This is a genomic window from Roseococcus sp. GW821-FHT12F05 (assembly GCF_058806835.1).
The window spans coordinates 1-24891 of record NZ_JBXAQB010000021.1 but is presented as its reverse complement, the minus strand read 5'-3'; the positions used below and the strand labels follow the sequence as shown (position 1 = coordinate 24891).

27 protein-coding genes and 2 tRNA genes are annotated in these 24891 nt (G+C 71.2%); 22 read left to right on the top strand and 7 right to left on the bottom strand.

All coding sequences use genetic code 11. The features are described 5' to 3' along the window. Positions 1–178: 178 nt before the first annotated feature. A complete protein-coding gene (locus tag AC1ROY_RS31510) occupies positions 179–457 on the top strand; it encodes a hypothetical protein (protein WP_493152908.1) in 279 nt (92 codons plus the stop codon). Here AC1ROY_RS31510 and AC1ROY_RS31505 read toward each other — a convergent pair. Further along, positions 454–1755, bottom strand: a complete 1302-nt coding sequence (locus tag AC1ROY_RS31505; protein ID WP_493152907.1) for an alkaline phosphatase family protein — start codon at positions 1753–1755, stop codon at positions 454–456. The two genes, AC1ROY_RS31510 and AC1ROY_RS31505, sit on opposite strands and share 4 nt — an antisense overlap. Before the next feature lie 198 nt (positions 1756–1953). Here AC1ROY_RS31505 and AC1ROY_RS31500 point away from each other — a divergent pair, with 198 nt between their 5' ends. The 3 genes from AC1ROY_RS31500 to AC1ROY_RS31490 are packed head-to-tail and all read left to right on the top strand — an operon-like array spanning position 1954 to position 4399. After that, complete coding sequence (locus AC1ROY_RS31500) at positions 1954–2817, top strand: isocitrate lyase/PEP mutase family protein (protein ID WP_493152906.1); 864 nt, start codon at positions 1954–1956, stop codon at positions 2815–2817. A 56-nt stretch (positions 2818–2873) separates the two neighbouring features. Beyond that, positions 2874–3824: a tripartite tricarboxylate transporter substrate binding protein gene (locus AC1ROY_RS31495; RefSeq protein WP_493152905.1), complete on the top strand. Its 951-nt coding sequence runs from the start codon at positions 2874–2876 to the stop codon at positions 3822–3824. 59 nt (positions 3825–3883) lie between these two features. Beyond that, on the top strand, positions 3884–4399 hold the full coding sequence (locus AC1ROY_RS31490) for a DUF421 domain-containing protein (protein WP_493152904.1): 516 nt from the start codon (positions 3884–3886) through the stop codon (positions 4397–4399). Positions 4400–4447: 48 nt separating this feature from the next. Here the strand turns inward: AC1ROY_RS31490 and AC1ROY_RS31485 are convergent, their stop codons facing one another. Both AC1ROY_RS31485 and AC1ROY_RS31480 read right to left on the bottom strand, forming a co-directional pair. After that, positions 4448–6034 carry an ABC transporter substrate-binding protein gene (locus AC1ROY_RS31485; RefSeq protein ID WP_493152903.1) on the bottom strand — a complete coding sequence of 529 codons (1587 nt, stop codon included), beginning with the start codon at positions 6032–6034 and terminating at the stop codon, positions 4448–4450. A gap of 170 nt (positions 6035–6204) precedes the next feature. After that, positions 6205–7239: an NAD/NADP octopine/nopaline dehydrogenase family protein gene (locus AC1ROY_RS31480; protein WP_493152902.1), complete on the bottom strand. Its 1035-nt coding sequence runs from the start codon at positions 7237–7239 to the stop codon at positions 6205–6207. A gap of 352 nt (positions 7240–7591) precedes the next feature. Between AC1ROY_RS31480 and fabI the strand changes: the two genes are divergently transcribed. Genes fabI through AC1ROY_RS31460 form a run of 4 tightly spaced genes read left to right on the top strand, consistent with a single transcriptional unit; the run spans position 7592 to position 11016 of the window. After that, positions 7592–8371, top strand: coding sequence for an enoyl-ACP reductase FabI (gene fabI / locus AC1ROY_RS31475; RefSeq protein ID WP_493152901.1), 780 nt, complete (start codon positions 7592–7594; stop codon positions 8369–8371). 20 nt (positions 8372–8391) lie between these two features. Continuing rightward, positions 8392–9339, top strand: a complete 948-nt coding sequence (locus AC1ROY_RS31470; protein ID WP_493152900.1) for a phosphate acetyltransferase — start codon at positions 8392–8394, stop codon at positions 9337–9339. 3 nt (positions 9340–9342) lie between these two features. Continuing rightward, the gene (locus AC1ROY_RS31465) at positions 9343–10527 is read left to right on the top strand and encodes an acetate/propionate family kinase (protein ID WP_493152899.1); all 1185 of its coding nucleotides are present in this window, start codon (positions 9343–9345) and stop codon (positions 10525–10527) included. A gap of 39 nt (positions 10528–10566) precedes the next feature. Beyond that, entirely contained in the window at positions 10567–11016 is a 450-nt protein-coding gene (locus AC1ROY_RS31460) for a hypothetical protein (protein ID WP_493152898.1), read from the top strand. 40 nt (positions 11017–11056) lie between these two features. Here AC1ROY_RS31460 and AC1ROY_RS31455 read toward each other — a convergent pair whose 3' ends face one another. Further along, the gene (locus AC1ROY_RS31455; protein WP_493152897.1) at positions 11057–11995 is read right to left on the bottom strand and encodes a Bug family tripartite tricarboxylate transporter substrate binding protein; all 939 of its coding nucleotides are present in this window, start codon (positions 11993–11995) and stop codon (positions 11057–11059) included. Between the two features lie 108 nt (positions 11996–12103). Here AC1ROY_RS31455 and AC1ROY_RS31450 point away from each other — a divergent pair, with 108 nt between their 5' ends. Together AC1ROY_RS31450 and AC1ROY_RS31445 are read left to right on the top strand one after the other, a co-directional pair. Then, positions 12104–13168, top strand: a complete 1065-nt coding sequence (locus AC1ROY_RS31450) for an LLM class flavin-dependent oxidoreductase (RefSeq protein WP_493152896.1) — start codon at positions 12104–12106, stop codon at positions 13166–13168. A gap of 49 nt (positions 13169–13217) precedes the next feature. Then, positions 13218–13862, top strand: coding sequence for a hypothetical protein (locus AC1ROY_RS31445; RefSeq protein ID WP_493152895.1), 645 nt, complete (start codon positions 13218–13220; stop codon positions 13860–13862). Between the two features lie 83 nt (positions 13863–13945). On the opposite strand, the gene AC1ROY_RS31440 is transcribed toward AC1ROY_RS31445, so the two are convergent. Continuing rightward, a tRNA-Ser gene (locus tag AC1ROY_RS31440) sits at positions 13946–14035 on the bottom strand. Between the two features lie 218 nt (positions 14036–14253). Between AC1ROY_RS31440 and rplU the strand changes: the two genes are divergently transcribed. The 5 genes from rplU (at position 14254) to AC1ROY_RS31415 (ending at position 17672) form a co-directional block, all read left to right on the top strand. Next, positions 14254–14568, top strand: coding sequence for a 50S ribosomal protein L21 (gene rplU, locus AC1ROY_RS31435; protein WP_493152894.1), 315 nt, complete (start codon positions 14254–14256; stop codon positions 14566–14568). 12 nt (positions 14569–14580) lie between these two features. After that, positions 14581–14850, top strand: a complete 270-nt coding sequence (rpmA, locus tag AC1ROY_RS31430) for a 50S ribosomal protein L27 (protein ID WP_493152893.1) — start codon at positions 14581–14583, stop codon at positions 14848–14850. Positions 14851–14919: 69 nt separating this feature from the next. Beyond that, a complete protein-coding gene (gene obgE, locus AC1ROY_RS31425) occupies positions 14920–15912 on the top strand; it encodes a GTPase ObgE (protein WP_493152892.1) in 993 nt (330 codons plus the stop codon). Between the two features lie 141 nt (positions 15913–16053). Continuing rightward, positions 16054–16707 carry a polysaccharide deacetylase family protein gene (locus AC1ROY_RS31420; protein ID WP_493152891.1) on the top strand — a complete coding sequence of 218 codons (654 nt, stop codon included), beginning with the start codon at positions 16054–16056 and terminating at the stop codon, positions 16705–16707. Then, a complete protein-coding gene (locus tag AC1ROY_RS31415) occupies positions 16704–17672 on the top strand; it encodes a Bug family tripartite tricarboxylate transporter substrate binding protein (protein WP_493152890.1) in 969 nt (322 codons plus the stop codon). The genes AC1ROY_RS31420 and AC1ROY_RS31415 overlap by 4 nt, the downstream gene beginning before the upstream one ends. Positions 17673–17815: 143 nt before the next feature. Here AC1ROY_RS31415 and pip read toward each other — a convergent pair whose 3' ends face one another. Further along, positions 17816–18763: a prolyl aminopeptidase gene (pip, locus tag AC1ROY_RS31410; protein WP_131550120.1), complete on the bottom strand. Its 948-nt coding sequence runs from the start codon at positions 18761–18763 to the stop codon at positions 17816–17818. Positions 18764–18843: 80 nt separating this feature from the next. Further along, positions 18844–19485 (bottom strand): class I SAM-dependent methyltransferase, encoded by a 642-nt coding sequence (locus tag AC1ROY_RS31405; protein ID WP_493152889.1) that lies wholly within the window; start codon positions 19483–19485, stop codon positions 18844–18846. A 152-nt stretch (positions 19486–19637) separates the two neighbouring features. On the opposite strand from AC1ROY_RS31405, the gene AC1ROY_RS31400 reads away from it, so the two are divergent. From AC1ROY_RS31400 to AC1ROY_RS31370, 7 genes are all read left to right on the top strand, one after another. Continuing rightward, positions 19638–20390: a hypothetical protein gene (locus AC1ROY_RS31400; protein ID WP_493152888.1), complete on the top strand. Its 753-nt coding sequence runs from the start codon at positions 19638–19640 to the stop codon at positions 20388–20390. A gap of 53 nt (positions 20391–20443) precedes the next feature. After that, on the top strand, positions 20444–21367 hold the full coding sequence (locus AC1ROY_RS31395; protein ID WP_493152887.1) for a metal ABC transporter solute-binding protein, Zn/Mn family: 924 nt from the start codon (positions 20444–20446) through the stop codon (positions 21365–21367). Further along, positions 21360–22025, top strand: coding sequence for a deoxyribonuclease V (nfi, locus tag AC1ROY_RS31390; protein ID WP_493152886.1), 666 nt, complete (start codon positions 21360–21362; stop codon positions 22023–22025). The genes AC1ROY_RS31395 and nfi overlap by 8 nt, the downstream gene beginning before the upstream one ends. Positions 22026–22034: 9 nt before the next feature. Then, the gene (locus AC1ROY_RS31385) at positions 22035–22373 is read left to right on the top strand and encodes a DUF423 domain-containing protein (protein WP_493152885.1); all 339 of its coding nucleotides are present in this window, start codon (positions 22035–22037) and stop codon (positions 22371–22373) included. Next, positions 22370–23266: an SAM-dependent methyltransferase gene (locus AC1ROY_RS31380; protein WP_493152884.1), complete on the top strand. Its 897-nt coding sequence runs from the start codon at positions 22370–22372 to the stop codon at positions 23264–23266. Before AC1ROY_RS31385 ends, AC1ROY_RS31380 begins: the two co-directional genes overlap by 4 nt. 52 nt (positions 23267–23318) lie before the next feature. Beyond that, a complete protein-coding gene (locus AC1ROY_RS31375; protein WP_493152883.1) occupies positions 23319–24410 on the top strand; it encodes an enolase C-terminal domain-like protein in 1092 nt (363 codons plus the stop codon). A gap of 55 nt (positions 24411–24465) precedes the next feature. Then, positions 24466–24540 (top strand) — tRNA-Gly (locus AC1ROY_RS31370). The last annotated feature ends 351 nt before the right edge of the window (positions 24541–24891 follow it).

Sequence of the window (24891 nt, the reverse complement as noted above, 5' to 3'; positions counted from 1 at the left end):
AGCGCTTCGACCCGCGCGATTCTTTCGCCGGCCACCAGATGAGCACGCCATGGGACGGGCTGCATCGCGCCTATTTCAACGGCGAGGCGCTCTGGACCTATCCGACGACGCCCTTCCTGCTCGCCCTGGAGGGCGTCCGGGTCGAGGAGACGGCCCCCTGGCAGGAGGGGCCGGAGACATGCGCGTGCTGCGCGCGCATTTCCCCGGAACGATCGAGACGCACAGCCAGGCGCAGGACTTCTTCTTCGGCGAGGACCTGATGATGCGCCGCCACGACTACCACGTGAACATCGCCGGCGGCTTCCCCGCGGCGCAGCTGACGTCGGACTACGTGGAGGTCCAGGGCATGCGCCTGCCGACGAAGCGCCGCGCCTACACGCGCGGACCGGACCGGCGGCCCATCCTCGACATGCTGATGATCTCGATCGACATGAGCGAGGTTGGCTTCCGGACCTAGGCCGCGGCCCGCAGCGCCGGCCGCCCCTGCAGCGCGGCGCCGTCCATCGCCGGCCCGCCCTGCCCCCGGCCCAGGAAGGCCAGGATGCTCGGCGCCAGGTCGATCGGCGAGGCGGGCGCGGGATCCAGCGCATCGGCGGCGAAGCCCGGGCCTTCGGCGATCATCACCGGCGCCTGCTCGGCCGCGCCGAGGCCGCCATGCTGGCCGCAGCCGAGGCGGTCCGGCTTGCCGCCGGCCGGCTTCGCCACCAGCGCGAGGCCGGGCAGCCCGAAGGCGTTGGGCGCATCGCGGCGCCGCATCGCGACGACACAGACCAGCCCCTCCGCGCCCTGGCGCTGGCCGAAGGCGCGCAGGGATTCGCCCTCCAACAGGCGGCCTGCCCAGGGGCACGAGCGGAGGAAGGCAAGGACCGGCGCGGCGTCGCGGTGGGGCGCCATGTGCACCATGACAGCCGTGCCGTTGGACAGCGCGACCAGCCCATGCTCGGCGCCGGGACGCAGGCCCGCGGCCTCCAGCTCGGCGTCGACGTCGATCACGCCTTCCACCGTCTCGTGGCCATGGTCGGAGCCGGCCAGGACCAGCACCTCGTCGCCCGTGCGGCGGCGGCGCTCCACCGCCTCCAGCACCTCGCCGAGGCGCGCATCGGCGGCGGCGATGGCCGCCCAGGCCTCGGGCGAGCCGGGCGGGTGCGCGTGCTGCGCGGCGTCGGGCTCGCCGAGCCAGAGCAGGCCGAAGGCGGGGCGCCGGCCGGTCGGCAGCACGGCCTCGGCGATGAAGCGCGCGGTGAGCAGCGCGTCGCCGGCGATGCTGAGCGTGATGGCCTCGGGCGGCGCGATCTCGCGATGCGGCGCATGCGCGACGGCACGATGCAGAAGCCAGCCGGCGCGCTCCGGATCATGGGCCAGCGCAGCGCCGGGCGAGACGTTGCTGCAGAGGAAGGCGCCGCCCTCCAGCGCGAGGCGCTCCGCCAGCGTCGGCATGTCGAGGGCGCGGCCGCGCAGGGCCCGGCGCGCGTCGAGAAAGCCCGGCGCGCCGGCGTCGTGCGCGTGCAGCCGCCCCTGCCCGTCCAGCAGCGCGAAGGAATTCCCCAGCAGCCCGTGCCGCGCCGGCAGGCAGCCCGTCGCCGTCGAGGCGGAGACCACGCGCGTCGCCGAGGGGAACATGGAGCGGTAGGTGCCGAAGCGCGTGCCGCGGCGCGTCAGCCGCCAGAGGTTCGGCGTGCGGGCCGACGAGACCGCGTCGCGCCGCAGCCCGTCCAGGATGATCAGAAGGGCGAGGCGCTCGCCGGCTGGGGACATCGCGGATCACCTCCCGAAGCTCCCGTTGGTAGGGCGCGCCGGTGGCAGTGGCGCATCACTTCGATGAAGCTCCCGCGACTCGCGGGCGGCCCATCCGCATCCGCACGGCGGATGCCGGCGACGAATTCGTGCCGGCACCTTGGTGGCCGCGCCGATCGGCGATAGCGTTCCTCATAAGGAACATCCCCGAGGAACTCCATGACCGCCCCCGAACGTCTGCGCGCCCTGCTGGCCAAGCCCGATTTCGTCACCATGCCCGCCGTCTGGGACGGGCTGACCGCCAAGCTCACCGCCGGCGCCGGCTTCGCGACGGCCTTCCTGTCCGGCTCCTGCGTGGCCGCCAGCCGGCTCGGCGGGCCCGACCTCGACCTCATCTCCTTCGGCGAGATGTTCGACAGCTTCAACATGGTGCACGGCGCCGCGCCGGACCTGCTGGTGCTGGCCGATGGCGACCACGGCTACGGCAATGCCATGAACGTGCAGCGCACGGTGCGCGCCTATGGCCGCGCCGGCGCCGCGGCGATCCTCATCGAGGACAAGATCACCCCGCGCGAGCTGACGTCCGCGGGCAAGCCCTGCCTGCCGCGCGAGGAAGCCCGCATGAAGCTCCGCGCCGCCGTGGAGGCCGCGAAGGACTCCGGCATCCTGGTCATGGCGCGCACGGATTGCCGCCCGACCCAGGGCATCGACGAGGCCGAGGCGCGGATCCGCATGTTCTTCGATGAGGGCGCCGACATCCTCTTCCTCGACAGCCCCGCCGACGACGAGGAATTCAAGCGCGCCGTCGCGGCCGCGCAGGGGCGGCCGTCCTTCGCGGTGCTCTCGCCCGGACCGGGGCGGCGCATCCCGAATCGCGAGGAGGCGATCGCGCTCGGCATCAAGATCGGCACTTATCCGACGGGCATGCTCTCGCCCTCGATCGCCGGCGTGAAGGCCGGGCTCGCGGCGCTGCTGGCAGGCGGGGCGGAATCCGCGACGGCGCTGTCGCCGGCGGAGCTGCGCACGACGCTCGGCTACGGCGACTACGACACGCAGGCGAAGCCCTTCCTGCTGAAAGGCTGAGCACGATACGGTTACGGAAGCGGAGAGACATCCGCCCAGGGAGGAAGCAGATGGCCATGCAAAGCAGGCGCTGGTGGTTGCGCGCGGGGGCCGGCGTCGCCGGCGCCGCCGCGCTGTCCGGTCATCCCCTTGCGGCGGACTGGCCGGCACGGGCGGTCACGCTCATCGTCCCCTGGGCGCCGGGCGGTGGCACGGATGCCGTCGGCCGGGCGCTGGGGCTGGCGCTTTCGAAGAACCTCGGCGTGCCGGTGCCGGTGATGAACCGGGCCGGCGGCAACGGCACGGTCGGCCATGTCGCGATCCGCGACGCGGCGCCGGACGGCTACACCATCGGCTTCATCACGCCGCAGCTCATCACCGGGCCGCTGCTGGGCACGGTGCCGATCACCTGGCGCGAGCTGCAGCCGCTCGCGCTGCTGAACACCGACCCGGGCTCGGTCACGGTGGGCGCGGGAAAACCCTGGCGGACGCTGCCGGAGTTCCTGGAGGACGCGCGGCGCAACCCCCGCAGCATCCGCGTGGGCAACAGCGGCCAGGGCGGCTCCTGGCACATGCTCTCGCTCGAGCTGGAGAAGAAGGCGGGGATCGAGCTGATCCACGTGCCCTATGCCAGCGCGGGACCCGCGCTGCAGGACCTGGTCGGCGGCCATATCGACGCGGTGACCTTCAGCGCCGTGGAGGTGCGGGCGCCGGTGGGCGGCGGACAGGCGCGGATGATCGCCGTCGCCGCGCCGGAGCGGATGCGGACCTATCCCAACGTGCCGACGGCCGGAGAGCAGGGCCTGGACCTCGACGTCAGCACCTGGCGCGGCCTCGCGACGTCGAAGGGCACGCCGGCGTCGGTCCTGGCGCGGCTGGAGAGCGCCGTGCAGGCGGCGCTGCAGGACGAGGTCTTCCAGCACTTCATGGCCCAGCAGGGCTTCGGGCTGCGCTTCCTGGACGCGCCGGCCTTCGGGTCCTTCCTCGGCGAGCAGGACACGAAGTACCGGGCGTATTTCGGGCACTAGCTTCGGCGCGCCGGGCGGGAGCAACCTGCCTCCTTCGAGGATCGAGGCGGAGGCTGGGCTTGGAACATCTCTTCGGCGAGGCGGACACGCTGGGCTGGATCGCCCTGAAGGCCGTCCTGCTCTATCTGACGGCGGTGTTCGGATTCCGCCTCGGCGAGCGCCGGACCCTGTCCCAGCTCTCGCCCTTCGACTTCGTGGCGGCCGTCGCGGTGGGGGCCATCGTCGGGCGCGTGCCCAACGCACATGATGCCAGCTACCTCGCGGGCTTCGCCACGCTGGCCGCTGTGCTGCTGACGCACGGCGTCGTCACCAGGCTGCGGCATGTGCCGGCGATGGCGCGCGTCATGGACCGGGCGCCGCATCTGCTGGTGGCCCGGGGCGAGATCCTGGATGGCGAGCTGCGCCGCTGCGGCCTCACGCAGGAGGACCTGCACAGCCTGCTGCGCCAGCAGGGCATCCAGGACCCAGGCGAGGTCCGCTTCGCCGTGCTGGAGTCCCGTGGGCAGCTCTCGATCATCCGCAGCTCCAGCGCCGATCTGCCGGCGCCGGGGCTGATCCAGGGCCTGGTGCGGTAGCCCTCTTGTCTCGGCGCGGGATTCAGGCCGCCGGTCATCCCGCTCCAGCTACGCCTTCCGGATGTTGGTGAAGAGCGGCACGCCCCGCACCATCCCCGTCAGCGATTTCCGGTAGGCGATCGGCTGGATGAACTGGCCGAGCGGAACGAAGAGCGTGTCCTGGAAGGCCTGCAACTGCATCTCGCGCGCGACTGCCTTCTGCGCGTCGGCATCGGGCGCGGTGAAGAACTGCGCGCGCAGCTCCTCGATGCGTGCGCTGGTCGGCCAGCCGGCCGGGCCGCCGTTCACGCCGTTGCCGCGGAGGTAGGAATGCATGGCCGGCGTCATCGCGTCGATGCCGCCGACATAGGTGCAGTAGCAGCTGAACCCGCCGCGCTCGACCGGCTCCTTGCTGGTGGTGCGCGCGCCGATCGTGCCCCAGTCGGCCTGCACGTAGTCCACGTTGAAGCCGAGCCGCACCAGCACGTCGCGCGTCACCTCGCAGACGGCGGTGATGCGCGGCACCTCGGCGGCGGCGAGCATCACCACGCGCTCGCCCTTGTAGCCGGCCGCCGCGAGATCCCGCTTCAGCGCGTCGAAGTCCGGCAGGCCGGAGCGCATGCCGGAATCTGTCTCCATCGGTGAGCCCGGCGAGTACATGCCGACCCGGCTGTTGGCGATGGATTCCTCGTTGCCCACCACCGCACGCATGCAGTCCACCTGGCTGATGGCCGCCAGCACCACGCGGCGGATCGCCACGTTGTCGAAGGGCGGATTGAGGTGGTTGAAGCGGAACTGCCCGAGATAGCCGAAGCGGTCCTTCACCTCGACGGTGATGTCGCGCGAGCGGCGGAGCAGCGGCAGGAGGTCGATCAGCGGCTGCTCGATCCAGTCCACCTCGCCGGCCTGCAGCGCAGAGGCGGCGGAGGCGGGATCGGGCATCACGTTGAAGACGACGCGGTCGAGATAGGGGATGCGCGGGCCGGCGGTGAAGCTCGGCGTGCCGTCCGGACGCGGCTGGTAGCCGGCGTGCTTTTCGTAGACCACGCGCGCGCCGGGGATGCGCTCGTTCGCGACATACCTGAACGGGCCGCTGCCGATGCATTCGGGCATCTGGCGATAGGGGTCGGTCGCGGCGATGCGGGCCGGCATCATGGCGCAGACCAGCGAGCTCGGGCGTGCCAGCGCATCCGGCAGCGCGGGGAAGGGCCGCTTGAGGCGGAAGACGATGGTGCGGTCGTCGGGCGCGCTCAGCTCGTCGGTCGCGGCGAGGAGCTGCTGGCCAAAGGCGTCGCGCTTGCCCCAGCGGTTGATCGAGGCGACGCAGTCGCGCGCCAGCACGCGCTCGCCGTCGTGGAAGACCAGGCCGTCGCGCAGCTTCAGGGTCCAGAGCCGGCCGTCCTCGGCGACGACATGGCCCTCGACCATCTGCGGCCGCGCGACGAGGTTCTCGTCCACGCCATACAGCGTGTCGAAGACGGCGAGCGCGGAGGTGCGCGTCGCATAGGTGCTGCTCCAGATCGGATCGGGCGAGGCGACGTCGGCATAGGGGACGAAGTTCAGGGTCGTCCGCGCCTGTCCCTGTGCGATGCGGGGTGTTACCAGCGGGGCGGTGGTGAGAGAGGCGGCGGCGACAAGCAGGCTGCGTCGATGCATGGCTCAAGTCTCCCGGTTGGAAGAATTGTGCGATGCAATATTCGTGCCGAAACGGACCTAAAGCGGGATGACCGGAGGCGCGAAGGCGCCGGAGGTCCGAATCCCGCGACAATACAAAGGACTGGATCATGATGAGTGAGCGGATGCGAACTCGTCTGATCCAGTGTGTATCAGCCGCGCGCGAGGGCCGCCGGGAGGTCCGCGAGGTCGAGGCCGGCGAGCAACGGATTTTCGCGCAGCCCCTGCCCCCACAAGGTCTCCAGCATCGTCACGGTCGCCGAGGTCACCGGCATGGGCTGGCCCACCGCCGCCGCCACGGCGAGGTAGAAGGCCAGGCCGTAGGGCACATCCTCGGTGACGTAGCGCGTGGCCATGTCGGTCGGCCCGGCGACGAAGCCGCGGCCCCGCTCGATCGCGAGCGCCATCTCGTGCAGCCTGCCGCGCGGCACGCCGTTGGTGCGGTGGAAGGCCTCGGCCATGCTCGGCGGGCGATGGCCGAAGCGCGCGGCCAGCGCGTCGCGCTCGGCGCCCAGCGCGTCCATCACGCGGCAGACGGCCTCGGTCATGAGGCCGTACTGCCCCCAGGACTCGCGGGTCTCGATCCGCGTCACATTGCCCAGGGCGAGGGCAGCATGCGCGATCGGGTTGGTGTTGATGAAGGCAGCCGCGAGCGCGTCCGGCACGGTCGGCCAGCGGTTGCCGAAGAGCGCCTCGGCCAGCGCGGCCAGTCCGGGCGCGGCGGCGCCGGGGACCGCGCCCATCTCCGCCTCGGCCCGGATGGCGGCGATGCGCACACGGTCCGGAGCGAGCCGGCGTCCCGTGACCGGCGTGGTCGCCATGGCACCGACCGGCGCGCCCGGGCCGCGCAGCCGCGCGAAGGCGAGCGGCGCCAGCGAGGCGGCGGGCGAGATCAGCAGCGGCAGGGTCCGGGGGATCGCGGCGGCGATGCGCGGCAGCAGGCCGGGCAACGCATAGGCCGGCACCGTCAGCAGCGCGACGTCGGCTCCGGCGAAGGCCTCGTCCAGCGTGGCGGCGACGGCGACGGGAAAATCGCCCTCCAGCAGGCCCTCGGCGTGGAGCCGGCCCTCGAGGCCGCGCGTCCCGGCACCGGAGGGGGACCAGATCACCGCCTCATGGCCGCGGCTCGCCGCCAGGGCCGCGCAGGCCGGGCCGATGGCGCCCGCCCCCAGGATCGCCAGACGCATCACGCCTCTCCTTCCACCCGCGCAGCCGGACGGCGCCGAGTCCTGATCTCCATCAGGAGCGCAGCCCCTCGTCCCGCGCAAGGTCGCGCCGTTCACGACAGGCGTCATGGAACTCTCACCACCCCGCCCGCGCGGGGCGGTGAGACCGGTGATAGGCTGGGCGCCAGGGCTTTTCCGCCCCCGGGCTCCAGTCGGGGACGAAGCCTTCGCCGGGACGCGGCGCCACTGCTGAGGAAGATGCCATGAACGAATCGGTGCCCACGCTGTCCCTCCAGGCGCTCCACGACAGCCTCCCCGGGGCCGCGAGGCCGATCGGCGCGCCGCGGAAGCGCCCGGCCTGAAGGAGCAGGACATGGAACCGACAGGCCATCCGGTGCTGGCCGGCCAAAGGGCGCTCGTGGTCGGCGTCGCGAACGAGCATTCGATCGCCTATGGCTGCGCCAGGGCCTTCCGCGAGGCCGGCGCCGGCCTCGCCCTCACCTACCTGAACGAGAAGGCGAAGCGCTTCGTCGAGCCGCTCGCGACCGATCTGGGGGCGGAGATCCTCGCGCCGCTCGACGTCTCCGTGCCCGGCCAGCTGGAGGCCGTCTTCGACACGGTGCGCGAGCGCTGGGGCCGGCTCGACATCCTGGTCCACTCCATCGCCTTCGCGCCGAAGGAGGACCTCCAGGGCGGGCTGCTGAACTGCTCCGCCGAGGGCTTCGCCAGGGCGATGGACATCTCCTGCCACTCCTTCGTGCGCATGGCGAAGCTAGCGGCCCCGCTGATGGCCGAAGGCGGCACGATGTTCGCCATGAGCTACTACGGCGCCACGCGGGTGGTGCCCAACTACAACGTGATGGGCCCGGTGAAGGCCGCGCTGGAGGCCTCCTGCCGCTACCTGGCACACGAGCTCGGCCACCAGGGCATCCGCGTGCACGCCATCTCGCCGGGGCCGCTGAAGACGCGCGCGGCCTCCGGGCTGAAGGATTTCGACCTGCTCCTCGTCGAGGCGGCGCAGCATGCGCCGCTCGGCCAGCTCGCGGACATCATGGATGTCGGCTTCACCTGCACCTACCTCGCCACGAAGCATGCGCGGCGCGTCACCGGCGGCACGATCTACGTCGACGGCGGCGCCAACATCGTCGCCTGAACCCGGAGCCCGACCGCATCATGGCCAAGCCGGAACACCGTCCGCGCTACGACCAGCTCATCGCCGCCTGCGCCCGGCTGCCGCCGACCTCGGTGGCCGTGGTCCATCCCTGCGACGCGTGCTCGCTGGAGGGCGTGCTGGAGGCGCGGAAGCTCGGCCTCATCGCCCCGGTCCTGGTAGGGCCGCGCGCGAAGATCCTGGCCGCCGCGGACAAGGCCGGGCTCGACATCGCCGGCATCCCCCTCGAGGACGCCCCGCACAGCGACGCCGCGGCCGAGGCCGGCGTCGCGCTGGTGCGCGCGGGGCGGTGCGAGGCGCTTATGAAGGGCAGCCTGCACACGGACGAGCTGCTGCGCCCGGTGGTCGCGAAGGACGGCCTGCGGACCAAGCGCCGCATCAGCCACTGCTTCATCATGGACGTGCCGGGCCACGACGTCCCGCTGATCATCAGCGACGCCGCGGTCAACATCGCGCCGACGCTCGCCGAGAAGGCCGACATCACGCAGAACGCCATCGACCTCGCCCATGCGCTGGGCTTCCCGGTCGTGCGCGTGGCCATCCTCTCGGCGATGGAGACGGTCAATCCCGACGTGCCCAGCACGCTGGAGGCGGCGGCGCTGTGCAAGATGGCCGATCGCGGGCAGATCACCGGCGCCGTGCTGGACGGGCCGCTGGCGCTGGACAACGCGATCAGCCTCGCGGCAGCGGAGACCAAGCACATCGTCTCGCCCGTGGCCGGCCAGGCCAACGTGCTCATCGTGCCGAACCTGGAGGCCGGCAACATGCTGGCGAAGAGCCTCACCTTCCTCGCGGGCGCCACGGCCGCCGGCATCGTGCTCGGCGCCCGCGTGCCGATCATCCTGACCAGCCGCGCGGACAGCCTGACGACGCGCATCGCCTCCTGCGCCGTGGCCGCGCTCGCCGCCGCCGCGCGCCGCGCGGACCCGGTCGCGGCCGTGGCGGGCTGAGCGATGGAGGACTGCCTCATCGTCGTGAACGCGGGCTCCTCGAGCATCAAGTTCGCGGTCCATGCCGCCGCGGCGCCCTTCCGGGAGCTGCTGCGCGGCCTGATCGAGGGCATCGGCACCGCGCCGCACCTGCGCCTGCGCGACGCAGCCGGCGCCACCCTGCTGGAGCGCCGCTTCCCGCCGGAGGGCTTCGACCACGCCGCGGCCATGCGGGTGATGCTGGAGCTCCATCCGGAGGCGATGGCCGGGCTGAAGCCGCGCGGCTTCGGGCATCGCGTCGTGCATGGCGGCATGGGCTTCTCCGGCCCCGTCCTCGTCGATGCCGCCGTCCTCGCGGCGCTGGAGGCGCTGTGCCCGCTGGCGCCCCTGCACCAGCCGCACAACCTGGCGCCCATCCGCGCGCTGGCGGAGCTCGCGCCGGAGCTGCCGCAGGTCGCCTGCTTCGACACGGCCTTCCACCGCAGCCAGGCCGAGATCGCGCAGGCCTTCGCCCTGCCGCGCGCGCTGAGCGAGACCGGGATCCGCCGCTACGGCTTCCACGGCCTCTCCTACGAGTTCATCGCCGGCCGCCTGCCGGAGCTCGATCCGGCGCTGGCGGCGCAGCGCGTGATCGTCGCGCATCTGGGCAACGGCGCGAGCCTCTGCGCCATGCAGGGCGGCCGCAGCGTCGCCAGCACCATGGGCTTCACCGCCCTGGACGGGCTGATGATGGGCACACGCTCGGGCACCATCGATCCGGGCGTGCTGATCCACCTGATGGACATCAAGGGGATGGACGCGCGCGCGCTGGAGCGGCTGCTCTACCGCGAGTCGGGGCTGCTCGGCGTCTCTGGCATCTCGTCGGACATGCGGACGCTCCGCGCCTCCACCGACCCCAGGGCCGCGGAGGCGACGTCGCTCTTCACCTACCGCATCGTCCGCGAAGTCGGCTCCCTGGCCGCCGCGCTGGGCGGGCTCGACGCGCTCGTCTTCACGGCCGGCATCGGCGAGAACGACGCGGCCACGCGGGCGGAGGTCGTGGCGGGCTGCGCCTGGCTCGGCCTTCGGCTGGACGAGGCGCGCAACCGCGCGGGGAACGGCCGGATCACCGCCGAGGGCTCCGCCGTCGCCGCCTGGGTCGTGCCCACCGACGAGGAAGCCATGATCGCCCGCCACACGGATGCGGTGCTGCGGGGCGTTCCGGGCTGACGGCGCAAGGGACGGAATTGCGGAAAGAGGAGCAGGAAGATGGATCCGAGCGAGTTCACGGCCGCCGGAATCAAGGTGCGGCTGCAGCGCAAGCGCGAGGAGAAGCTGGCGGCGGAGCTCGCCGAGCACGAGGCGCATGAGGCGAACCACCGGGCGCTCCGCGAGGCCTTCGAGAAGGTGCAGGTTCCGCCGGACGCCATGCAGCGCGTCATGCGGCTGGTGGAGCGCGCCCTGGAGGACGGGCACAAGGAGGCGCAGGTCTACCGCTTCTCCAGCGACTTCATGAAGGACAACGGCCGGTCGCTGACCTCGCTGTACGGCGACTGGACGCAGGAGCTGACGGGCGGGGCGGCGCGCGCCTACGAGTTCTTCCAGCGGGAGCTCGAGCCGCGCGGCTTCCTGCTGCGGGCGCGCATCGTCGAGTACAAGGACGGCATCCCCGGCGACGCCGCGCTGTTCCTCGCCTGGGAGGAACCGCCGAAGCCATAGGCTCCGGGACCCACATGCCAGTCGGGCGGGGTGACCGCCCCTACCGTCGCCACGGCGCGCTGCGCCAGAGCCTGCCGTAGAGCTCCGCCTGTTCCGCCACGAAGCGCGTCATCGCGGCCTGGCCCATGTGCCGGACGATGAGGTAGTCGCGATCGGCCAGGGCGCGGAACGCGGGATCCTCGGCGGTGGCGCGCACGGCCTCCTCCCAGCGCCGCTGCATGGGCGCGGGCGTCGCGGCGGGGAGAGCGAAGCCGCGGGCGGAGCCGGCGGTGGTGGGAAAGCCCTGCTCGACGGCGGTGGGCAGGTCCGGCGCCCGCTCCCAGCGCTGCGCCTCCAGCAGCGCCAGCACGCGCATCTGCCCCTGCACATGCGCGGGCACCGTGAGGCTGACGGTGGAGACGAAGCCGGCCACGTGCCCGCCTTGAACCAGCTGCATCGCCTGGCTGGCGCCCTGGGTCGGGATCCAGGTGAAGCGCACGCCGGCCGCGCGCTCGAAGCCCATGAGCGCCAGGTGCGGCGCGCTGCCGACACCGACGCCGGCCATGGCAATCTCCTCCGGCTTCCGGCGCGCCTCCTCCACGAGCTCGCCCAGCGTCCGCCAGGGCGCCTGCGGACCGACGGTGAGGGTATAGGGCTCGTCCGTCAGCAGGCCGACATAGGCGAAGCTGTCGGTCCGGTAGCGCGGCGCGCTGTCGTAGAGCGCCGTCACAAGCGCCGGGAAGGAGACAAGCGCGGCGTTGCGGCCATCGACCGGCACGCCCAGCATCTCGTGGAGCATGATCATCCCGCCGGCGCCGGGCTTGTTCACGACGATGAGAGGCCCGAGGCCGAGGTAGCGCTCGAGGAAGGGCTGCGCCATGCGGGCGGCAAGGTCGATATTGCCGCCCGGCGCGAAGCCCACCATCAGCTGCACGCTGCGCTCCTGGGCCAGGGCCGGCGTGGCCAGCGGGACGGCGAGCAGGGCGCGGCGATAGGGCATGGCTCAGGCTAGCATCGTAACGATCCCCAGGGGCAACCCACTTCGGCAAGCGGTTGTGACGCCCCGCGCCGCTGCTAAGCTTTCCCGCGCACAGCCCGAGGCCAGCCCATGCTCCGCTTCAGCAACTTCCTCTTCCCCGAAAGCCGCGAGCCGGAATTCGACGCGCGCGTCATCGACGAGAGCCTGGCCGAGGCGCGGCTCTGCGACGAGCTGGGCGTGGAGGTGCTGTGGCTGGCCGAGCATCACTTCGACGGCAACTGCGCCTATGTCGACCCCGTGAGCTTCGCCGCCGCCGTGCTGGCCTGCACGAAGCGCATCAAGGTCGGCTTCGCGGTGGCGCAGGTCTCGCTGCACCATCCGATGCGGTTGGCCGAGCAGATGTCGCTGCTGGACAACATCTCCAAGGGCCGCGTGATCGTGGGGCTCGGCCGCGGCACGGCCTACAACGTCTACGAGTACCAGGGCTACGGCATCGCCGCCGAGGAGGCGGGCGAGCGCTACGAGGAGGCGGAGGGCATCATGCTCCGCGCCTGGACCAGCCCGGACGGCTTCCACCACGAGGGCCGCTTCTGGACGCTGAACGTGCCGCGCCTGCGGCCCCTGCCCTACACGAAGCCGCATCCCACGGTGATCCGCGCGGCCTCCTCCGAGGAGGGGGCGCTGCACCTGGCGCGGCGCGGGCTGCCCTTCCTGATGAACGTGCAGTCGCTGGAGACGACGCGGCAGCGGCTGGCGCGCTATGCCGCGACGATGGCGGAGACGGGGTTCGATGCCGCGCATGTGACGAAATGCCTGTCTGAGAGCTGGGTCTGGCGCAACGTCGTGGTGGCTGAGACGGACGAGGAGGCGCGGCGGATCGGCATCCCGGCCTTCGAGGAGATGCAGGCGCACCGGCAGAGCCTCCGGGCGAAGATCTACGCCGAGCAGGGCATCATGATGAAGAAGGAGGTCTCGCTCGCCGCGCGGGTGGATCCCGAGCATGCGCTGATCTGCGGCTCGCCGGAGACGGTGGCCGCGCGCATGGCACAGCTCGACGCGACCGGGGTGGGCGGGGTGATCGGGTCCTTCCGGCTCGGGCCCATGGCGGCGGATGTCGCGGCGCGGTCGATCGGGCTGTTCATGGCGGAGGTGGCGCCGCGGTTTGCCGGGCCGGTGCCGCTGGCGGCGGAGTGAGGCCAATGGCTGACACCGCCTTTGTAGGCTGCATGCAGGTATGGATAAGATGCCTCTTCCCATGGTGCCAGTTGCTCAGTGGTTTATCGCGAACTCTGTCCCTGCCATCCGCCGCAAGCTCCTGCTTGAGAATGCGCCGCCCCCAGAAGCAATCATCGACCGCTTCTCGTCCACCGCGCTTCAGGAAGCTGAGGCCGGAACGCTCGATCTCTTCTGGCAGGAAGCAGACTGCCAGCTAGGCTTCTTTCGCATCGAGGTGACCTGCCCTCTAACCGGCGAACTCTTCGACTGGCTTTTCAACGGCCGCAGCAGCTACCGCGCTGCGTACTGGCTGTCCGTTGATGATGGACGCCGCTTCAACGATCAGCTTGTTCAGGCAGTCGAGAGTGCATGTGAGATCGCTTGGCGTGCGGACGCTGCGGGTCCTGTCCCCTGGGGCGACGCGCGACGCTCCCTGCTGGGCGTAGACAGCAAGCTTTGGGCGCCCGAGAAGGCAGGGGATTGGGGCGATTACAATCTACTGATGCCAGAGCGTTGGCGTGACGACGGCTATAACAACGGCACACAGCTGCCGATGCCAAACCCGCCTCGCATCGAAATCAAAGGCACCTTCATGGACCCAAGAGGGGATGTGTGGCTGTCCAGGAAGAAGGCCCGCCGGCACGAACTTATTCACGAGACGGGCTTTACGTGAACGCCGATCTGACGGCTTGCGGGACTTGAAGCCTATTCCCTAAGGCGTCAATCGGTCGGATGGCGAGCACGCCTATATGGAACTGGCGGACAGGGTGGGATTCGAACCCACGGTAGGCTTGCACCTACTCCGGTTTTCGAGACCGGCGCGATCGACCACTCCGCCACCTGTCCTGGCCGGCGCGCCGTATAGGCTGAGGCCGCCTCTTGCGCAACGGGGCCAGCAAGACGACTTGACTCAAACCCGCCCTCCCCCCTAAACGGCCCCTCCCGGGCGGCGCATGCGTGTCGCCCGAGGTCGTTCATGGGGGTTCTTCTCCCGGCAAGCGGCCGAAATCTTTTCAAGTTTCACGGGCAGTTCGCTCTCGCGGGCGGCCCCAAGGACGCGTGTGATGACCTTCGCAGTGATCCGTACCGGCGGAAAACAGTACCGGGTGACGCCGAACGCGGTGCTCGCCGTCGAGAAGCTCGAGGCCGAGCCCGGCTCGACCGTCACCTTCCACGAGGTGCTGGCCCTGGGCGGCGAGGCCGGGCTGCAGCTCGGCGCGCCGACCGTGCCGGGCGCGACCGTCACCGCGACGGTCATCGACCAGAACCGCGGCGACAAGGTGCTGATCCTCAAGAAGCGCCGCCGCAAGAACAGCCGCCGCAAGCGTGGCCACCGGCAGATGCAGACCGTTCTGCGCATCGCCACCATCGCGGCGTAAGGAGCTACAGAGATGGCACATAAAAAGGCAGGCGGCTCCTCGCGCAACGGGCGCGACTCGCCCGGCCAGCGGCTTGGCGTGAAGAAGTTTGGCGGCGAGCACGTGCTGGCCGGCAACATCCTCGTCAAGCAGCGCGGCACGAAGATGAAGCCGGGCCGCAATGTCGGCCTGGGCCGCGACCACACGATCTTCTCGCTGGTCGAGGGCCACGTGAAGTTCGAGCGCAAGGCGGAGGACCGGGTCCACGTCTCCGTCGAGCCCATGAAGCAGGCTGCCGAGTAAGTCTGCGCTTCCTCAGAAGTACGGCAGCGGGGGCCCTCGTGGCCCCCGTTTTGCGTTTGAAGGCCCATCATGAAGTTCCTCGACGAAGCCAAGGTGTTCATCAAGTCGGGTGACGGCGGCGACGGCGTCATCGCCTTCCGACGCGAGCGCTTCATCGAGTTCGGCGGGCCGGACGGCGGCAATGGCGGCCGCGGCGGCAACGTCTACGCCGAGGCGGTGGAGGGGCTGAACACCCTCATCGACTACCGCTACGCGCAGCACTTCAAGGCCCGCAAGGGCGGCAACGGCGCGGGCAGCGACCGCACCGGCGCCGGCGCCGACGACGTGGTGATGAAGGTCCCCGTCGGCACGCAGATCCTCGACGAGGACAAGGAAACCCTGATCGCGGACCTCGACGCGCCGGGCAAGCGCGCGCTGCTGGCCAAGGGCGGCGACGGCGGCTTCGGCAATGCCAACTTCAAGAGCTCCACCAACCGCGCCCCCCGCCGCGCCGACAAGGGCTGGCCGGGCGAGGAGAAATGGGTCTGGCTGCGGCTGAAGCTCATTGCCGATGCCGGGCTGGTGGGGCTGCCCAACGCGGGAAAATCCACCTTCCTCGCCGCCGCCTCGGCCGCGCGGCCGAAGATCGCGGACTACCCCTTCACGACCCTGCATCCGCAACTCGGCGTCGTCAGGCTGAACGCCACGGAGGAGTTCGTGCTGGCGGATATCCCCGGCCTGATCGAAGGCGCCAGCGAGGGCGCGGGCCTCGGCACGCGCTTCCTCGGCCATGTGGAGCGCTGCCGCGTGCTGCTGCACCTCGTGGACGGCAGCCAGGCCGACCCGGCCGCCGCCTACCGCATGATCCGCAACGAGCTCGCGGAATACGGCGGCGGGCTGGACGAGAAGCCCGAGATCGTCGTGCTGAACAAGCTTGATGCGATGACGCCGCAGGCCAAGGCCTCGCGCGTGAAGGCTCTGGAGAAGGCCTGCGGAACCAAGGTGATGCTGGCCGCGGGTGCCACCGGCGAGGGCGTGCCGGCGGTGCTGCGCGCCGTGATGGACCGCGTCCGCGCGAAGTAGGCGTTCACCCTTTCTGCACCCGCGCTCCGGCACCTTGCGCGACCAGCCGGGGTGCGCTCCTGTTCCCGTCCGGTCAGTGGGAAGCGGCATGACTTTTCTGAAGCTTGCGAGTCGGCGACGGGCCGCGCGGAAGCGGTCGTGATGCAGCCGATCTGCCTGAGCTTCGACAATGGGCCGGAGCCGGAGGTGACGCCCGGCGTGCTGGACGTGCTGGCGCGCCGCGGGCTGGCGGCGACCTTCTTCGTCGTCGGCCAGAAGCTGCGCGCGCCGGGCGCCTTTGCCCTCGCCGAACGGGCGAAGGCGGAGGGACATCGCATCGGCAACCACACCCTGACCCACGGCGCGCCGCTCGGGGGCCGCAGCGCGGCGGAGGCGGTGGCCGAGATCGCCGAGACCGATGCCTTGATGGGCCCGCTGCATGGGCCGGATCGGCTGTTCCGCCCCAACGGCGGAGGCGGCCTGATCGGGCCGCATCTGCTGAATGCGGCGGCGCTGGAATATCTCGTGGCGCACCGGCATACGGTCGTGTTGTGGAATGCGGTGCCGGGCGATTTCCGCAACCCGGAAGGCTGGCCCGTGACCGCGCGCACCATGATCGAGACGGCGGAACAGCCGGTGCTGCTGGTGCTGCATGACATGCCGAACGGCGCCATGCGGCATCTCGACCGCTTTCTCGGCGGCCTGATCGACGCCGGCGCCGTCTTCACGCAGGAGCCGCCCGAAGCCTGCGTGCCGTTGCGCCGCGGCGTCGATCAGGGCGATATCGCGCGCTACGTCACAGAGGAAACAACATGAGCATCCTGTCCCGTCGCCGCTGGCTGAGCGGCATGGCGCTGCTGCCGGTGGCCGCCTCCGCGCAGCCCGCCGCCTGGCCGGATCGTCCGGTGCGGCTGGTGGTGCCCTTCGCGCCGGGAACGACGACGGACACGCTCGGCCGGCTGCTGGGCAACTTCCTCTCGCAGCGGCTCGGCCAGCCGGTGATCGCGGAGAACCGCTCCGGCGCCGGCGGCAGCGTGGGCGCGGCTGCGGTGGCGCGCTCCGCGCCGGACGGGCTCACGCTGCTGCTCGGCACCATCGGCACCCACGCGGTGAATCCGAACATCGTCCGCGACGTCGGCTACGATCCGGTGCGGGACTTCGCGCCGATCTCCACCTATGTGCAGACGCCGGTCGTGCTCGGCGTGCGGCCCGGGCTCGGCGTTTCCAGCGTGACGGAGCTGGTGGCGCTGGGGAAGCGGCGCAACCTGACCTTCGCCTCGGCCGGCATCGGCACCACCGGGCATCTCTCCCAGGCGATGTTCAACCTGCGCGGCGGCGTCGACACCACCCATGTGCCCTATCGCGACGGCGCGCAGGCGGTGACGGACCTGATCGCCGGCCAGGTGGACGCGATGTTCTACCACCCGCTCGGCTTCCTGCCGCACATCCAGGCCGGCACGATCCGGCCCCTGGCGGTGACCGGCCGGGCGCGCAGCCCCGTGCTGCCGGAGGTGCCGGTGATGGCCGAGGCCGGCCTCGCCGATTTCGTCGTGGAGGGCTGGTGGGCGATCTACGCGCCGGCCGGCACGCCGGCGCCCATCGTCGCGCGGCTGAACGGGCTGGTGAACGCGGCGCTGACCGATGCGGACACGCTCGCCGCGCTGCAGCGCCAGGGCGTGCAGCCGATGGGCGGCACGGCGGAGGCCCTGGCCGACCTGACGCGGAGCGAGGTGACGACCTGGCGCGCCGTGATCCGCGCGGCCGGGATCACGGCGGATTGATGCGAGGGGCCCTGCCCTCGGTTGTCTCGCCTTCGGCGCCAACCCCCGCCAGGGCTTTTGGCCCTGGACCCTTCAACTGATCGAAGATCCAAGAAACTGAGTTTCTTGGTGGGGGAGTTTGAGGGGGCAACGCCCCCTCAAGGTCACCGCCTTCGGAACCGCTCCACCGCGCTCACCAGCGCCGTCCGGATGCCCGGCTCCAGCGCCGAGTGCCCCGCATCGGGCACCACCGTCAGCCGCGCGCGCGGCCAGTTGAGGGCCAGCTCGAAGGCCGTCTCGGCCGGGCAGACCATGTCGTAGCGGCCCTGAATGATCTCGGCCGGGATCTGCGCGATGGACTGCATGCCCGCCAGCAGCCCGCCCTCGCGGAGGAAGAGCTTGTGCGCGAAATAGTGCGCCTCGATCCGTGCAAGGCCCAGCGCCGTGCGGTCCTGCGCGAAGGAGGCCACCGTCTCCGGGCTCGGCAGCAGGGTGGAGCAGCTGCCCTCGTAATGGCTCCAGGAGCGCGCCGCGAGCAGGTGCACCGAAGGGTCGGGATCGGTCAGGCGGCGCAGATAGGCGCCCAGCAGGTCGTGCCGCTCGGCCTCGGGGATGTGCTCGGCGAAGGCGGCCCAGGCGTCGGGGAAGAAGCGGCGCAACCCGTGCAGGAACCAGTCCACCTCCTCGTCACGGCCGAGGAAGACGCCGCGCAGCACGCAGCCCGTCACGCATTGCGGATGCGCCTGGGCATAGGCCAGCGCCAGGGTCGAGCCCCAGGAGCCGCCGAAGAGCAGCCATTTCTCGAGGCCGAGGAAGCGCCGCAGCGTCTCGATGTCCTCGACCAGGTGCGGCGTGGTGTTGGCCTTGAGCTCGCCGAGCGGGCGGGAGCGGCCGGCGCCGCGCTGGTCGAAGACGATCAGCCGCCAATGCGCCGGGTCGAAGAAGCGGCGATGCACCGCCCCCGCGCCCGCGCCGGGGCCTCCATGGAGGAAGAGCACGGGCTGGCCCCGCGGATTGCCGACCTGCTCCCAGTACATGACGTGGCCGTCGCCCAAAGGCAGCAGGCCCGTCTCGAAGGGGGCTATGTCGGGGAAAAGATCGCCGCGCGGCATTGGGTTCCGGTTCAGGGGCCGAAGTGAAGCGGCGTCAATGTAGGTCAGACGGCGCGCGGCCTCCAGAGCCAATCATGAAATCAGGGGGCGCGCCGCTCCAGCAGCATGAGCCCGTCGAGCTGCGGCGCGCTCGACCAGTCCAGCGTCCGGCCAGCCAGCCGGTCGAAGCCCAGCCGGTCGGCGACGTGCAGGAAGACGTCGAGGCTGCCGAAATTCCGCCAATGGGTGTTCTGGTGGTAGAAGCCGCCCGGGTTCTGCCGGTTGTTCGAGACATGCAGCAGTGCCCGCCCGCCGGGCCTGAGCACGCGATGCGTCTCCCTGAGGTAGTCGATCACGTCCAGCAGCTCGAAATGCACCATGGCGTCGTAGCAGAAGACGGCGCTGTAGCCGCCGTCCTCGCAGCCCGGCAGGTCGTTCCCGGAATTGACGATGTACCGGACCTTGTCCTGCCCCGCGAAGCGCGCGCGGCAGGCCTCGATGTTGCGGGGCTCGAAGTCGATGAGCGTGACCTCGCCCGCCTGGTCCAGGATCTGCGCGGTGTGGCGGCCATGGCCGCAGGCCAGCTCGATCACCCGCGTGAGGTCCAGCCGGCGGAACAGCGGCAGGAAGGCGCTGCCGGTGCCCCAGAAGGTGCTGAGCCACGCCTCGGCGTCGCGATAATAGGGCGCCTCCGTCCAATCCATCCCGATGGCGCGGCGCATCTCGGCGTTGCGGTCGCCCATGAAGAAACGGCTCCTCGGCCAGGAAGGCGCGAAAGTTAGGCGTTGCTGCGCCGCACCGGAACCCCGGGGGATCGCGGATGGATGAAGAATGATGCGGCCCGGCGCGCTTTTGCCCCTTCGCCAAACGCCATCTCTTCCCTAATTTAGGGGAAATGTCACAACCGCGGCCCGCACAGAGTTCTGCTTCCGTCGCCTCGCGCGATGCTGTCTGCGGCGTCTGCGGCACCGAGAGCCGCCAGAACCCCTTCCGGCCCGGAGCGCCCGAGCAGGCGCCGGACCTCGACCTTCGGCCCGGCCACCCCGTGCGCGGGACGATGCCGCGCTGGCTGCAGCAATGCCCGCATTGCGGCTATGCGGCGCCCGACATCACCCAGGCGCATCCGGCCGCCGCCCAGGCCGTGGGCGCGGCCAATTTCCGCGCGCTGCTGAACGACGCTTCGCACCCGCCGCTGGCCCGGCGCTTCCTCGCCTGGGCGCTGGTGCTGGAGGAAACGGGCGCGCTGCACGCCGCCGCCGAGGCCACGCTGCACGCGGCCTGGACGGCGGACGACCTGGGCAAGCTCGACCTCGCGCGGTCCTGGCGGCTGGAGGCCGTGGCGCTCTGGCGCAGCGGGCCGCCGCTCGACGCCGAGCAGACGGTGCGCATCGTCGACGCGCTGCGCCGCGCCGAGGAATGGGACGACGCGGCCAACACCGCCCGCGCCCTGCTGCGCGACGACCCGCCCGAGGCGGTGGCGCAGGTGCTGCTGCTGGAGCTCCGGCTGATCGAGGCCGAGGACACCACGCGCCACAGCGTGGCGACCGCCCTGCCCCCGCCGCTCCGGCGGCCGCATGTGGCGCACCAGAAGAGCATCAAGCGCGGCGAGGGCCTGCGTGGCTGGATCAAGCGCCTGCTCGGGCGTTGACCTTTCGGCTTCGGCGGTCGATAGGTTATAAAGTAACATTCTTCGAGTGCCCGATGCACCGCCGTACCCTGCTGGCCGCCACGGCCGCCCTCCCCCTCGCCTCCCTTGGCGCCTCCCTTGGCGCCTCCCTCGGCGCCGCGCGCGCGCAGGCTTCCGTGCCGGCTGTGGCCTCCTTCTCCATCCTCGGCGACATGCTGCGCGAGGTCGGCGGCGATCGCCTGGCGGCGCAGGTGATCGTCGGGCCGGACATGGACGCACACCACTTCCAGCCGCGCCCCTCGCATGCCGAGGCGCTGCGCGGCGCACGGATCGCGATCCGCAACGGCGCCGGCTTCGACGCCTGGTTCGACCGGCTGCTGTCCTCGACGCGCTTCGCCGGCGTGGCGGTGACGGCGACCGAGGGCGTGGCACTGCGGCCGGCCTCAGGCGGCCACGGCCATGGCGGGCAGGACCCGCATGCCTGGCAGGACGTGCGGCTCGCCATCCAGTACGTGCGTAACATCGAGGCCGGGCTGACCCGCGCCGATCCCGCCGGCACGGAGGCCTACCGCTCCCGCGCTGCCGGCTATGCCGCACGGCTGGAGGCGCTCGACGCATGGATCCGCGCGCAGGTCGCGACCGTGCCCGAGGCGCGGCGCGTGGTCGTCACGAGCCATGAGGCCTTCGGCTATTTCGGCGCGGCCTATGGCGTGAGCTTCCGGGCGCCGCAGGGCGTTTCCATGAGCGCCGAGCCTTCCGCCCAGCAGGTGGCGACGCTGATCCGGCAGATCCGCGCCCAGGGCGTCACCGCCGTCTTCCTGGAGAACATCGGCAGCCCCGCCACGCTGCGGCGCCTCGCCGAGGAGGCCGGCGTGCGGATCCGCGGCCGGCTCTATGCCGACGCGCTCTCCGCGACCGACGGCCCGGCCGCGAGTTACGAGGCCATGATGCGATACAATGTCGGGCTGCTGGTCCCCGCGATGCGCGGGGATGGCTGATCTCGCGGCCCTGCGCGAGGAGCAGCGCGCGCTCGCCATGCGCGTGATCGCGGAGGATGCGCTGCCGGAGCGGCCGCGCTTCATCGGCGGCGTGGACATCTCCTGCTCGCGCTTCGATCCCACGCAGCAGGTCTATGCGGCCATCGTCGTGCTGGAATGGCCGGGGCTGATCGAGGTCGATCGGGCCGAATCCATTGCCACACCGGACTTGCCCTACATCACCGGCTTCCTGGCCTTCCGCGAGGTCCCTGCCGCGATGGAGGCCTTCGAGAAGCTGACGGTGAAACCCGATCTGCTGATGGTCGACGGGCAAGGCATCGCGCATCCGCGGCGGCTCGGGATCGCCTCGCATCTCGGCGTGAAGCTGGACCTGCCGACCATCGGCGTGGGCAAGTCGCGGCTGCTGGGCACGCCCATCGAGCCGCTCGGCGAGGCGGCCGGCAGCGAGACGCGAATCTACGACCGCGGCGAGGAGGTGGGCGCGCTGCTGCGCACGCGGGCACGAGCCAATCCGCTCTGGATCTCCATCGGCCATCGGATCTCGTTGCCGACGGCGCTGCGCTGGGTGCGCGCGACATCGGCCGGGCGGCGACTCCCCGAGCCGACGCGGCTCGCCCATGAGGCAGCCGGCATGGTGCGGCGCGCCGCTGGCGGGTAGTTTCGTCCCATGCAACGTCTCAGCTTCAGCCTCGCCGGGGTCTTCGGCCTCGTCGCCGTCGCCCTCGCCGCCGTGGGCGCGCACCTGCCGCTGGACGCGCCGGAGATGGTGCGGAGCGTGGCCATGCTGCTGGGCTGGCACGCGCCAGCGCTGATCGGGCTCGGCGTCTGGAACCGGCGGCAGGGATTTCTCGTCGCCGGCGTGCTCGCGCTGGGGATGATCCTCTTCGCCGGGGCGGTGCTGTTCCGCGCCTTCACGGGAACCTCGCTCGGGCCGGTCGCGCCGACGGGCGGAACGATCCTGATGGCGGGATGGGCGCTGCTGGCGATCCTCGCCTGGCGCCGATGATCGCCGCCGCCTACCTGGCCGACGAAGGGCTGGAACAGCCCCTCGCCGAGGAGCTGGCGCGCTCCGGGCGCAGCATCTCGTCCTGGCACGGCCGGCTCGCGCTCTCGCCCGATCCGCCGGCGCCGGCAGCCTGGGCGCTCGACGTCTGGGACGCGCCGCGGGAGATCGCCGCCCCTTCCGTGAAGCTGGCGGCGGACGGGCTGCGGGCGATCCAGCGCAACTGGTCGCTGGTGCCGGGCGAGGCGCATCACCGCCGCGCCGCGCTCATCGAGGAGCGGCTGCCGCCGGTGAAGGGGCGCGCCCTCGCCTTCCCTGAGCCGGCGCCGACCGGGCACCTCGGCGGCTGGACCTTGCTGACGGCGGAGACGATCCTCGCCTCGCCGACGAAATCCTCCCCCTTCCCCGGCGGTGCGCCGCGCTTCGTGGAGGACCGCGAGGGGCCGCCCTCGCGCGCCTACCTCAAGCTCTGGGAGGGGCTGACGCGGATCGGGCGGCATCCCGGCCCGGGCGAGACCTGCCTCGATCTCGGCGCCTCGCCGGGCGGCTGGACCTGGGCGCTGGCGAAGCTCGGCGCCACGGTCACGGCAGTGGACAAGGCGCCGATCGACCTCAGCGTGATGGCCATGCCCGGCGTGTCCTGGCGGCAGGAGAGCGCCTTCGGCCTCGAGCCCGAGGCCGTCGACTGGCTGTTCAGCGACGTGATCTGCTACCCGAAGCGGCTGCTCGGGCTGGTCGGGCGCTGGCAGGGCTTCGCGAAGAATTTCTTCTGCTCGATCAAGTTCCAGGGCGAGACGGATCACGACATCGCGGCCGAGTTCGCGGCGATCCCCGGCGCGATGCTGTTCCACTCCGCGCACAACAAGCACGAGCTGACCTTCGTCCTGCTGGGCTGACTTGGCCTCCGATTCGCGCTGAGGTGTCGGCAAGAAATCCGGGAGGAACGAGATGACACCAGCGCTGACCATCCGCAGCGTCGAGATCCGCGCCGTCGACGCGCCCATGGATCCGCCGCTGCGCAACAGCCTCAACGTCATCGACCGCGCGCCGCTGGTCATCGCGGAGATCCAGACCGAGCAGGGGCCCCGCGGCACCGCCTATGCCTTCGCCTATGCGCCGACCGCCCTCGGCCCGCTCGCCGCGCTGGCGCGCAACATCGGCGCCTCGCTGGTGGGGCGCGCGGTGGCGCCGGCCGCGCTCTGGGACGAGCTGCAGAACGGCCACCGCCTGCTCGGCACCGAGGGGCTGGTGGAGATGGCCCTCTCCGTCCTCGACATGGCGCTGTGGGATGCGCTGGCGAAGGCCGCGCGGATGCCGCTGGCGCGGCTGCTGGGCGGCGATCTCACGCCGATCCCGGCCTATGGCAGCCTGCGCGGCTGGGGGCCCGCCATGGTGGCCGAGGAGGCCGGGCGGACCGTGGCGGCGCTCGGCGTGAAGGCCGTGAAGTTCAAGCTGGGCGCGCCGCGACTCGCCGACGATCTCGCGACCGTGCGCGCGGTGCGGGAGGCCGTCGGCGCGGAGGTGGAGATCCTGGTGGACTACAACCAGGGCCTCGACCGGCCCGAGGCGCTGCGGCGCGGCCTCGCGCTCCAGGCCGAGGGCGTGCGCTGGATCGAGGAGCCGCTGCACGTCACCGACGACGAGGGGCTGGCCTGGCTCGCGAACCAGCTCGAGATGCCGGTGCAGGGCGGCGAGAACTGGTGGGGCGTCACCGGCATGGCCCGCAGCCTGGCCGCCCGCGCGACCGACCTCTGCATGCCCGACGTGATGAAGATGGGCGGCGTGACCGGCTTCCTGCGCGGGATGGCGCTGGCGGGGGCGCATCGGGTGCCGCTGTCGTCGCACATCTTCATCGAGGCGAGCGCGCATCTGCTGAGCGTCTCGCCCCAGCGGCACTACCTGGAGCACCTCGATATCGCGGGCGTTCTGCTGAAGGAGAAGCTGGTCGTGAAGGACGGCTGCGCGGCGATCCCGGACCGGCCCGGGCTGGGCCTCGAATGGGATGAATCCGCGCTGCGGCACCATGCTGCAAATGCATGACGGGGGCGGGTTGCCAACCGCGAAACCCCGTGGCACATGCTGCCCCACGGAGCGGGCGGGCGTAGCTCAGGGGTAGAGCACGACCTTGCCAAGGTCGGGGTCGAGGGTTCGAATCCCTTCGCCCGCTCCAGTCTTTCCCCGAACAAACTTTCTCTCATCGGTTGGCAGCGCGCTAAGGCGCAGGTTTGGCCGAGTTCCGCGGAACTACCTTGATGGTTCGATGCCGGAACGGAGACCATTTTCTCTCTCCGGAGGGCAGACACTCTCCAAACCTTGAGGGTAGCCCGATTTTACCCTCAAGCTTTAACCACTGATTTCGTTGATCATTTTTCCTAGCCTACTCATTTTTGCTTGGGGCTAACATCGCCTAGCGATCGACTGGAAAAAACCAGCGTGCATCGCGCGAGTTCCATCAGCGCCCGACCAAACGTTGTCAGGCGCTTCCATTCTTGCAGCACGCCAGGAATTTCATGGCCGACAT

What these genes read in the sequence shown, in the direction of transcription:
- fabI (WP_493152901.1), top strand. Translation starts at nt 7,592, where the DNA reads ATGGAACCGACAGGCCATCCGGTGCTGGCCGGCCAAAGGGCGCTCGTG.
- obgE (WP_493152892.1), top strand. Translation starts at nt 14,920, where the DNA reads ATGAAGTTCCTCGACGAAGCCAAGGTGTTCATCAAGTCGGGTGACGGC.
- AC1ROY_RS31395 (WP_493152887.1), top strand. Translation starts at nt 20,444, where the DNA reads ATGCACCGCCGTACCCTGCTGGCCGCCACGGCCGCCCTCCCCCTCGCC.
- AC1ROY_RS31375 (WP_493152883.1), top strand. Translation starts at nt 23,319, where the DNA reads ATGACACCAGCGCTGACCATCCGCAGCGTCGAGATCCGCGCCGTCGAC.
- rpmA (WP_493152893.1), top strand. Translation starts at nt 14,581, where the DNA reads ATGGCACATAAAAAGGCAGGCGGCTCCTCGCGCAACGGGCGCGACTCG.
- AC1ROY_RS31400 (WP_493152888.1), top strand. Translation starts at nt 19,638, where the DNA reads ATGTCACAACCGCGGCCCGCACAGAGTTCTGCTTCCGTCGCCTCGCGC.
- AC1ROY_RS31485 (WP_493152903.1), bottom strand. Translation starts at nt 6,034, where the DNA reads ATGCATCGACGCAGCCTGCTTGTCGCCGCCGCCTCTCTCACCACCGCC.
- AC1ROY_RS31460 (WP_493152898.1), top strand. Translation starts at nt 10,567, where the DNA reads ATGGATCCGAGCGAGTTCACGGCCGCCGGAATCAAGGTGCGGCTGCAG.
- AC1ROY_RS31465 (WP_493152899.1), top strand. Translation starts at nt 9,343, where the DNA reads ATGGAGGACTGCCTCATCGTCGTGAACGCGGGCTCCTCGAGCATCAAG.
- AC1ROY_RS31385 (WP_493152885.1), top strand. Translation starts at nt 22,035, where the DNA reads ATGCAACGTCTCAGCTTCAGCCTCGCCGGGGTCTTCGGCCTCGTCGCC.
- AC1ROY_RS31505 (WP_493152907.1), bottom strand. Translation starts at nt 1,755, where the DNA reads ATGTCCCCAGCCGGCGAGCGCCTCGCCCTTCTGATCATCCTGGACGGG.
- AC1ROY_RS31405 (WP_493152889.1), bottom strand. Translation starts at nt 19,485, where the DNA reads ATGGGCGACCGCAACGCCGAGATGCGCCGCGCCATCGGGATGGATTGG.
- AC1ROY_RS31420 (WP_493152891.1), top strand. Translation starts at nt 16,054, where the DNA reads ATGCAGCCGATCTGCCTGAGCTTCGACAATGGGCCGGAGCCGGAGGTG.
- AC1ROY_RS31500 (WP_493152906.1), top strand. Translation starts at nt 1,954, where the DNA reads ATGACCGCCCCCGAACGTCTGCGCGCCCTGCTGGCCAAGCCCGATTTC.
- rplU (WP_493152894.1), top strand. Translation starts at nt 14,254, where the DNA reads ATGACCTTCGCAGTGATCCGTACCGGCGGAAAACAGTACCGGGTGACG.
- AC1ROY_RS31470 (WP_493152900.1), top strand. Translation starts at nt 8,392, where the DNA reads ATGGCCAAGCCGGAACACCGTCCGCGCTACGACCAGCTCATCGCCGCC.
- AC1ROY_RS31455 (WP_493152897.1), bottom strand. Translation starts at nt 11,995, where the DNA reads ATGCCCTATCGCCGCGCCCTGCTCGCCGTCCCGCTGGCCACGCCGGCC.
- AC1ROY_RS31380 (WP_493152884.1), top strand. Translation starts at nt 22,370, where the DNA reads ATGATCGCCGCCGCCTACCTGGCCGACGAAGGGCTGGAACAGCCCCTC.
- pip (WP_131550120.1), bottom strand. Translation starts at nt 18,763, where the DNA reads ATGCCGCGCGGCGATCTTTTCCCCGACATAGCCCCCTTCGAGACGGGC.
- AC1ROY_RS31510 (WP_493152908.1), top strand. Translation starts at nt 179, where the DNA reads ATGCGCGTGCTGCGCGCGCATTTCCCCGGAACGATCGAGACGCACAGC.
- AC1ROY_RS31450 (WP_493152896.1), top strand. Translation starts at nt 12,104, where the DNA reads ATGCTCCGCTTCAGCAACTTCCTCTTCCCCGAAAGCCGCGAGCCGGAA.
- nfi (WP_493152886.1), top strand. Translation starts at nt 21,360, where the DNA reads ATGGCTGATCTCGCGGCCCTGCGCGAGGAGCAGCGCGCGCTCGCCATG.
- AC1ROY_RS31480 (WP_493152902.1), bottom strand. Translation starts at nt 7,239, where the DNA reads ATGCGTCTGGCGATCCTGGGGGCGGGCGCCATCGGCCCGGCCTGCGCG.
- AC1ROY_RS31415 (WP_493152890.1), top strand. Translation starts at nt 16,704, where the DNA reads ATGAGCATCCTGTCCCGTCGCCGCTGGCTGAGCGGCATGGCGCTGCTG.
- AC1ROY_RS31495 (WP_493152905.1), top strand. Translation starts at nt 2,874, where the DNA reads ATGCAAAGCAGGCGCTGGTGGTTGCGCGCGGGGGCCGGCGTCGCCGGC.
- AC1ROY_RS31445 (WP_493152895.1), top strand. Translation starts at nt 13,218, where the DNA reads ATGCCTCTTCCCATGGTGCCAGTTGCTCAGTGGTTTATCGCGAACTCT.